1 pseudogene is annotated in these 338 nt (G+C 44.1%); it reads right to left on the bottom strand.

The window, feature by feature from the left end:
- Positions 1-83 precede the first annotated feature (83 nt).
- Positions 84-338, bottom strand: a pseudogene (locus tag BBG47_RS28570) (RNA polymerase subunit sigma-70); the annotation flags it as partial.

Genomic DNA, 338 nt, shown 5'->3' with positions numbered 1-338 from the left:
TCATTTAGGTTCACTAATTTGGAAGGAATGCAAAAAAAATGCTGCCCTCACGTCATATCCTGACGAGGACAGCATCGTTCATCCTATTGCAGCTTTATTTTCATATTCCGATCCCAATGTCGAATGAAGAACTCGAACAAGTAAATCTCTGTTTCATGTCCCTTAAATCCGCGATAGACGTTTACGTACTTGTTGGATTTCTCCCAATCGAGCCAGTTCTCCTCCCATTTGAAAAACAGGGCTTCCCCGAATTTTCGCTCGTCTCCCTGTTTCATATACGTCTGAGAAACGCCGCTGAACTTTAGATCCTCGCTCTCGTTCTCGACATACAGGTCACC

The sequence above is a fragment of the Paenibacillus sp. KS1 genome (assembly GCF_001680695.1).
In the GTDB taxonomy this organism is placed as follows: Bacteria; Bacillota; Bacilli; order Paenibacillales; family Paenibacillaceae; genus Paenibacillus_B; species Paenibacillus_B suaedae.
Note: the sequence above shows the minus strand (reverse complement) of the source record. Positions and strands in the feature narration are given on the sequence as shown.